Genomic DNA, 8,125 nt, shown 5'->3' with positions numbered 1-8,125 from the left:
CGGGACCCTTGGGGGGGCCGGACGGGTGGCTGGCGGGAGCGGCGGGTCTGGGCGAAGGGAAGGTTGCACTGCGGATATCTGACGTGAAGGCAGGCCGAACGTCTGGTGGCGCGGGATGGGTCGAGGTGTTTGCATTCCTCGGTACTTATTCCGGGGAGGTCCAACCATGTTCGCTGCGCTCGGTCGGGCGATGGTGCGGTGGCGGTGGGCGGTGCTGGGCGGGTGGCTCGTGCTGGTCGTCGCGGGCGTGGCGTTCGGTGGTCAGGTGTTCGATCGACTCGCCACCACCGACAACCTGCGGCCCGACGCTGAGTCGCAGCAGGCCGATCGGCGTGTGCAGGAGCTCAAGCCCGAGGGCGAGAAGGTCATCGCGGTCATCCGGGACCGGGACATCTACGACCCGCCGCTCGTCGAGAACGTCCAGAAGATCGCTACCGAGATCCGCGGCATCGAGGGTGTCAGGTCCGTCGAGGACCTCTACAGCGCACCCGGTGGGCGGATCGGCGCCGACAACCGCAGCTCGATGGTCGAGGTCGAGTTGCGGCCCGGGCTGCCGGACGCGCAGCGGGAAGACACCGAAGACCTGGTCGCCGCCGCGTTGCATCGGATCGACGCTCCGCAGGTGCTGGTCGGTGGTGAGAAGTTGGCCGAGCGGGAGTTCGCCGAGCAGGCCATCAAGGACGCGGCGGTCGGCGAGAGCATCGCGCTGGGCGTACTCCTCGTCGTGCTCGTCCTGATTCTCGGCGGGTTTGTCGCCGGCCTCATCCCGCTCGTCGCCGCCCTCGTCTCCGTCGCGGCGACACTGCTCGGGCTCATGGCGTTGACCGCGCTCGGTGACGTCGGCGAGTTCACCGTCAACGTCGTGACGCTGCTCGGCATCGGCCTTGCCGTCGACTACGCGCTGCTGTTGATCGCCCGCTTCCGCGAGGAGCGCGCGGCCGACCCCGATGCGAAGCTGGCCGAGCTGATCGCCCGGACCACCGCGACCGCCGGCCGGACCGTGCTGATCTCCGGGCTCGCCGTCGCCGCCGCGATGCTCGGGCTGTTCGCGTTCGCCGAACCGCTCCTCGCCAGCATGGCCCTCGGTGGCGCCGTCGTCGTCATCCTTGCCACGGCCGCCGGGCTCACCGCCGTGCCGGCCCTGCTCGCGGTTGCGCACCGGCGCATCCCTGCCCAAGGCACCCGGTTGCTCGAACGGTTGCCAAGGCCCAAGACCCCACTCCTACCGAGGCTGGCCGTCGCCGCACAGCGAAAGCCCGGTCCGGTCGCGCTCGGTGTCTCGGTCGGGCTGGTCGTGCTCTCGCTGCCCTTCGTCCTCGGCGCCAACCTGGCCAACTCCGACGCCCGCGCCCTGCCCGCCAGTGCCGAGGCCCGTCAGCTCTACGAGACCGTGCAGCGCGACTTCAACGTCGGCCGCGCCGAGCCCGTCGTCGTCGTGGTCGACGCCGACCCGGCCACCGGTGCCGTCCGCGACCTGCTCAACCAGCTCAACACCATGCCGGGCGTCGTGCTGATGCAGCCCCGGCCCGACATCACCGGGCAGGCCGCGGTCATCGACGTCACGCCGACCGGTGCGACCGGCGACGAGACCTCGCGCGACCTCGTGCGCCGCATCCGCGAGCTCAACACTCCGGTGCCCCTGCTGGTCGGTGGTCCGGCCGCCGAACTGGTCGACTACCAGGCCTCGGTCGCGAGTCGCCTGCCGCTCGCCGTGCTCGTCCTGTTCCTGGCCACCGCGATCCTGCTCTTCGTGCTCACCGGCTCGCTGGTCATCCCCGTCAAAGCCCTGCTGATGAACGCGCTCACCCTGCTCGGCACCCTCGGCGTGCTGGTCGTGGTCTTCCAGTGGGGCGTCGGCGACATGCTGCTCGGCTTCGACTCCTGGGGCGCCATCGACGTGACCACGCCGGTGTTGCTCTTCGTGTTCATCTTCGGGCTCTCGATGGACTACGAGGTCTTCCTGCTGGCGCGGATCAAAGAGGAATGGGATCGCCGCGTACGCCGTCGCCGGCCAGGTGACGACGCCAAGGCCTCTGACCGCGCGGTGCTCGCCGGCATCACCAAGACCGGCCCGGTGGTCACGACGGCCGCGCTGGCCATCTCGGTCGTCTTCCTCGGCTTCCTGCTCGGCGGCCTCACCGCGGTCAAGGAAATCGGCTTCGGCATGGTGGTCGCGATCGTCCTCGACGTGACCGTGGTCCGCGGCCTTCTGCTGCCGGCCCTGATGAGCCTGCTCGGCGAGTGGAACTGGTGGGCCCCGGCCCCGCTGCGCCGCCTGCACCAACGCTGGTTCGCGACGGCGAGCGGCGCACCGGTCAAGGCCACCGCGACCATCCCGGCAACTAGGGAAACGATTTCGACCTAGCAAATATTCAGGAGTCTGTCGGGAATCCGGCGTTCACCGGTCAGTGACGCGACGTTGAGGTCCCGGTCGGGGCCGACGCTGCGTAACCTTCCTGGCCATGACCGCGGATCACGGCGCTGACCAGGGTTTCGACGCCCTGCTCAAAGCCCACCGCCGGGAGGCCGGGCTGACCCAGCACGAGCTCGCCACCAGGGCCGGGGTGGGTGTCCGCACGGTCCGCGACCTCGAACGCGGCCGGGCGTCCCGGCCCCAACGCACCACTGTCGACCTACTCGCCGACGCGCTGCACCTGGCCGGCACCGTCCGCGCCGAGTTCGTCGCGGTCGCCCGCGGCGCGGTCCCACCCGCCGTGGCCGACGAGCGGCCGACCGTGCCCGCGTTCACGCCCTTGGCCCCGGCTTCGGTGGCCGCCAGCCGGGGTCGGGGTCTGCCGCCGCCCGGGCCGCTGGTCGGGCGCGACCTCGACGTGGCCGAGGTGGCGCTGACCCTGCTCCGCGGTGTCGGCCTGGTCAGCCTCGTGGGGCTCGCCGGCGTGGGCAAGACCAGCGTCGCGCTCGCCGTCATCGAGCGGGTCAAGGAACGCCACCCGGCCGGCGTCGCCGGCATCGTGATCACCGAAGGCTCGACGGAGAGCGACGTCCTAACCGCGGCCGCGACCGTGCTGGGCGTGGCCCGCTCCGACGAGCTGGCCGGCCGGCTCTCCGGCGCGCCCAGCCTGCTGCTGGTCGACGCCGTCGAGCGGGCGCCGGGTGCGGTCGCCGAGGCGCTGCACCGGCTGGTCGCCGTCGCGCCGTCGCTGCGCATCCTGGCCACCGGCCGCCACCCCGTCGGGCTGCCCGGCGAGCGCGTCTGGCCGGTCGTGCCCCTGGAGGTGCCGCCGCACGACGACCTCGACCTGTCCACCGTGTCGAAGTTCCCCGCGGTCGCGCTGTTCCTCGACCGGTTGCGCCGGGTGCGCCGCGACCCGCTCGAGCCCGGCGAGGTGGGCGCGCTGGTCAGGCTGGTCCGCCGGCTCGGCGGCCTGCCGTTGGCCATCGAGCTGGCCGCCGCGCGGGGCCGGGTGCTCGACATGAACCAGATCCTCGACCGGTACGGCCACCGCCTGCTCGACCTGGCCGGCCAGAAGATGCCGGGCGCGGCGCCCGACGCGGTGACCCTGCGCGACGCCGTCGCGGCGAGCTACCGGCTGCTCGAACCGCACGAGCAGGTGGCGGTGCGCCGGCTCTCGCCGTTCCGCAACCGATGGTCGGTCGAGCTGGGTGAGGCCATGCTGGCCGACACCGCCGCGCCGGGCGGCGCCCTGGACGGCGACCCCGTGCCGCTGCTGGACCGGCTGGTGGCGCTCGGCCTGCTCGGCATGCGCGGCTCCGGCTCGATGCGCTTCCGGCTCCTCGACGTGGTCCGCGACTACGCCGAGGAGCAGGCCGCGGCCGAGGGCGAGCTGGCACCGATCCGGCGCCGGCACGCGCTGGTGATGGCCCGGTTCGCCGCCCGGGTGGCGCCCGAGCTGGCCGGCGGCACGCTGCCCGGCGCGGTCGCCCGGCTCGACGAGGTGAGCAGCGACCTGTGGGGCGCGCTCGCCCATTCGGCGATCGACGACCCGCACACCGCGCTGCTGCTGGCCGCCAACCTGCCGCGCTGGTGGCGGTTCCGCGGCCGGGACGCGGCTGGGCGCCAGTGGCTGCGCCGGCTGCTCGACGACCCCCGCACCGCCGACGCCGACCCCGTGCTGCGGGCCTGGGCCCAGCTCGGCGTGGCCCAGCTCGCCGCCGAGCACAGCGCCGCCTCGACCGAGCTGCCCGCCGCCGAGGAGGCCCTCGCGACCTTCCGCGAGCAGGGCGACGTCACCGGCGAGTTGGCCGCGCGCAACCAGCTCTCCGGGCTGTGGATGTCGACCGGCGGCTACGACGAGGCCCGCCGGCACGGTGCCGCGGCGCTGACGCTCGCCACCCGCACCGGGCGCACCCGGGACATGGCGGTGGCGCAGAGCAACCTCGCCTGGCACGAGATCCGGGTCGGCGACCTCGCCGCGGCCCGGCGCCGGATGGCGGCGGTCGACCGGCTGGCCGCACAGTGCGGCGAAGACCGGCTGCGCGCGCTGGCGCTGGCCAACACGGCCGAGGTCAACCGCCTCGACGGCCGCTACGACGACGCGGTCAAGATGGGCCGCCGAGCGCTTGGCCCGCTGGAGCGGCTGGGTGACCCGGGGCACCGGGCGCGGGTGCTCGGCACGATCGGTCTCGCCCTAGCCCTGGCCGACCAGCTCGACGAGGCGCTCGCGGTGCTGGCTTCCCTGCGCGCGGTCGCGGCGGGCGCCGACCCGGGCGTGGGCGACGCGCCGGCCAGCGACGTGCAGGGGCCGAGCGCGATGATCGAGGCGACGCTGGCGGCCCGGCGTGGCGACCGGGTGCTCGCGGCGGAGTGGTTCGGGGTCGCGGTGCAGTCCTTCGCCGGCGGGCGGGACCTGCGGGACGTGGCCGAGGCGCTGGTGGGGCTGGCGTCCGCCACGGACGACCCGGCCAACCGCGCGGCGGTGATCGAGCGGCTAGACGCGGTCTGCAAGGAAGGCGGGATCACCTTGCTGCCGTCGGAGCGAGCGCGGGCCGAACACGACGACAGCCGGCGCTGACCGCCCTCCCAACAGTCAGCACCGGCTGTCTTCCACCCCCGCTCGACGCGGACCCAGCCCGCCCCCCGACGGACTTTCGGTAGTTGTCCGCGTCGCGCCCCGCAGCGCTTTCGCTGATGAGTAACTTATCGGGGGTCACGCGCCGGGCGTACCAAATGTGGCTTTTGGCGATAGAGGTCCGGCGGTTCTGCCGGTCTTTCTGCCGGTGCTGCCGCCGAGGAGAAAGCGGCAGGAATCTCAGGCGTTGACCGCCTCGGCCTCCGGGTCGGCTTCGGTGTTGCCGTTGGCGCCGGCGGTGGCGCACGGGTTGACCGCGTCCCGGATCCGGCGCAGGTAGTCGAGGAACTCCTCGAGCTCGGCCGGCGCCAACTGGCCCGTGAACCACTGCTCGATCAGCGCGAGATGGCCCGGCAGCGTCTCGGTGAGGCGAGTCACGCCGGCGCCGGTCACGCCCGCGTAGGAGCTGCGCCGGTCCGTCGGGCAGGCCCGGCGCCGGAGCAGGCCGTCGCGCTCCATCCGGTCGACGACTCGGGTGACGCCGCTGGTGGACAGGGACGTCTGGGCGGCGAGGTCGGTCATCCGCAACTCGTGCCCCGGTGAGCGGACGAGCCGCATCAGCACCTCGAACTCGACCGCGGAGAGCTTGTGCCCCGCCAGTTGCGCGGCGAAGCGCGCCGAGAGTCCGGTGACCGTCTCGGCGAGCAACCCGACAGCGGTGATGCGTGGATCTTCGTGCAGCTCAGCCACGAGATTGAGTGTAGCAGTCCTTGACACGCGGAATATTGCCGAGGATATAGTTGCTTACGCAACCGAGTCCGAAAAACGAACACCCTCCCAAAGGAGCTAGCTCCAATGACCGACACCGCCACCAACAACACCCGGGTCTGGAACGGCCTGACCATCCCCACCGCCGGCACCTACGAGATGGACCCGGCGCACAAGCTGGTGGGCTTCGTCGCCCGGCACATGATGGTCGCGAAGGTCCGCGGTCACTTCGAGGAGGCGACGGCCACCATCACGGTCGGCGAGAACCCGCTGGAGTCCTCCGTCACCGCCAGCATCAAGGCCCCGAGCATCACCACCGGCAACGCGGACCGTGACAACCACCTCCGCAGCCCCGACTTCCTCAAGACCGAGGAGTTTCCGACCATCGAGTTCCAGAGCCTCGGTGGCGTCAAGGAGGTCAACGGCAACGAGTTCGTGCTGCCGGGTGAGCTGACCGTGCGCGGCGTGACCCGCAAGGTCGACCTGAAGGTCGAGTTCGAGGGCGCCGGCCGCAACCCGTACGGCATGGACATCTTCGGCTTCTCGGCGAGCACCGAGATCGACCGCGAGGAGTTCGGCCTGACCTGGAACGTCAACCTGGAGACCGGTGGCGTCCTGGTGGGCAAGAAGGTCCGCATCGAGCTCGAGGGCGAGGCCGTTCGCCAGGCCTGATTCTCTTTGGGCACACCAGATTCGCGAGGCCCCGGCAGCTGATCAGAGCTGTCGGGGCCTGGCGTATGGTGGACTGAACGCTTTGATCCGCTTACAAAGGGTGATAAGTATCTGGTTTGTCCCTGGCCGAGCGCCCTCGGCCCTCCTACCGTGAAGGGTCCACTCGCCAGTCATACGGGGCCGTGCGCCGGGGAGGGCACATGGGCAAGGATGTGTCGCCGGTTGTTTTCTCCCGCGAGGACCGCGTCCGGTATCGGCAGAAAGTTCGGCGATGTCTTGATGTCTTCGCGCTGATGCTCGACGACTTCGAGTTCGACGCCGAGCGGCCGACGACCGGTCTGGAGATCGAGCTCAACCTGGTCGACAAAGACGCCGAGCCAGCCATGCGCAACGCGGAGATCCTGGCCAACCTGGCGGATCCGACCTTCCAGACCGAGCTGGGGCAGTTCAACCTCGAGCTGAACGCCCGGCCGCGGCTGATCGAGGGCGACGGTTTCGCCGACTACCAGCACGACATCGAGGCCAGCATCGGGCGCGCGGAGGACAGGGCCAACAAGGCCGACGCGACCATCGTGCTGATCGGCATCCTGCCCACGCTCACACCCCGCCACCTGGTGCTCGGCAACCTCTCCAGCAACGAGCGCTACTGGGCGCTCAACGAGCAGATCGTCGCCGCTCGAGGTGAGGACATCGGGCTCGACATCCGTGGCGTGGAACGGTTGCAGACGTTCACGGACTCCATCGCGCCGGAGTCGGCGTGCACCAGCGTGCAGTTCCACCTGCAGGTCGCGCCCGACACGTTCGCCGACTACTGGAACGCCGCGCAGTCCATCTCCGGCATCCAGGTCGGCATCGGGGCCAATTCGCCTTATCTGTACGGGAAGCAGCTCTGGGCGGAGACCCGGATCGCGCTGTTCGAGCAGGCCACCGACACGCGGCCCGATGAGCTGAAATCACAAGGTGTACGCCCGCGGGTGTGGTTCGGCGAGCGCTGGATCACGTCCATCTTCGACTTGTTCGAGGAGAACGTGCGCTACTTCCCGCCGTTGCTGCCGATCACCGACGACGAGGACCCGGTCGAGGTGCTGCACAACGGCGGCGTGCCTCGGCTCGGCGAGCTGCGCCTGCACAACGGCACCGTCTACCGCTGGAACCGGCCCGTCTACGACATCACCAACGGCCGCCCGCACCTGCGCGTGGAAAACCGCGTGCTGCCGGCCGGCCCGACGGTGGTCGACATGCTGGCCAACGCGGCGTTCTACTTCGGACTCGTCCGCGACCTGGCCGAGGACGACCGTCCGATTTGGAGCCAACTGCCGTTCACCAAGGCCGAGGAGAACTTCCACGCCGCGGCCCGGCGCGGCCTGGACGCCCGTGTCTACTGGCCCCGGCACGGCGAGGTCCGGATCGCCGACCTGGTGCCGGACGTGCTGCTGCCGAGGGCGGCGGCGGGGCTCGACCGGTTCGGCGTCGCGCCGCACCACCGCGACCACCTGCTGACCATCATCGCCGAACGCTGCCGCACCGGTCAGAACGGCGCGGCCTGGCAAACGGCGATGGTCAGGGCGGCGGAACGCAAGCGCGGCCTGGACCGCACGACGGCCCTGCACCACATGCTCACCCGCTACGGCGAGCTGCAGCGCACCAACGACCCCGTGCACACCTGGCCGATCGACTAGGGCCTGTCCTGCCGC

General features: G+C 71.2%; 5 protein-coding genes. 4 read left to right on the top strand and 1 reads right to left on the bottom strand.

Translation table 11 applies throughout. The features are described from left to right. The first annotated feature begins 166 nt into the window (after positions 1-166). Positions 167-2,365, top strand: a complete 2,199-nt coding sequence (locus Air01nite_RS39940; protein WP_239091286.1) for an MMPL family transporter — start codon at positions 167-169, stop codon at positions 2,363-2,365. 97 nt (positions 2,366-2,462) lie between these two features. Beyond that, the gene (locus Air01nite_RS39935) at positions 2,463-4,994 is read left to right on the top strand and encodes an ATP-binding protein (RefSeq protein ID WP_203708628.1); all 2,532 of its coding nucleotides are present in this window, start codon (positions 2,463-2,465) and stop codon (positions 4,992-4,994) included. 237 nt (positions 4,995-5,231) lie between these two features. Here Air01nite_RS39935 and Air01nite_RS39930 read toward each other — a convergent pair whose 3' ends face one another. Beyond that, positions 5,232-5,741, bottom strand: coding sequence for a MarR family winged helix-turn-helix transcriptional regulator (locus Air01nite_RS39930; protein WP_203708627.1), 510 nt, complete (start codon positions 5,739-5,741; stop codon positions 5,232-5,234). A gap of 105 nt (positions 5,742-5,846) precedes the next feature. Between Air01nite_RS39930 and Air01nite_RS39925 the strand changes: the two genes are divergently transcribed. Both Air01nite_RS39925 and Air01nite_RS39920 read left to right on the top strand, forming a co-directional pair. Next, the gene (locus tag Air01nite_RS39925) at positions 5,847-6,431 is read left to right on the top strand and encodes a YceI family protein (RefSeq protein WP_203708626.1); all 585 of its coding nucleotides are present in this window, start codon (positions 5,847-5,849) and stop codon (positions 6,429-6,431) included. 200 nt (positions 6,432-6,631) lie between these two features. Then, complete coding sequence (locus Air01nite_RS39920; protein ID WP_203708625.1) at positions 6,632-8,110, top strand: glutamate-cysteine ligase family protein; 1,479 nt, start codon at positions 6,632-6,634, stop codon at positions 8,108-8,110. Positions 8,111-8,125: the final 15 nt, after the last annotated feature.

The organism is Asanoa iriomotensis, assembly GCF_016862515.1.
Taxonomy (GTDB): domain Bacteria; phylum Actinomycetota; class Actinomycetes; order Mycobacteriales; family Micromonosporaceae; genus Asanoa; species Asanoa iriomotensis.
The sequence above is the reverse complement of the archived record's forward strand: the minus strand, read 5'-3'. Positions and strand labels throughout refer to the sequence as shown.

Coding starts and splice junctions, on each gene's coding strand:
- Air01nite_RS39940 (WP_239091286.1), top strand. CDS start 167: ATGTTCGCTGCGCTCGGTCGGGCGATGGTGCGGTGGCGGTGGGCGGTG.
- Air01nite_RS39935 (WP_203708628.1), top strand. CDS start 2,463: ATGACCGCGGATCACGGCGCTGACCAGGGTTTCGACGCCCTGCTCAAA.
- Air01nite_RS39925 (WP_203708626.1), top strand. CDS start 5,847: ATGACCGACACCGCCACCAACAACACCCGGGTCTGGAACGGCCTGACC.
- Air01nite_RS39920 (WP_203708625.1), top strand. CDS start 6,632: ATGGGCAAGGATGTGTCGCCGGTTGTTTTCTCCCGCGAGGACCGCGTC.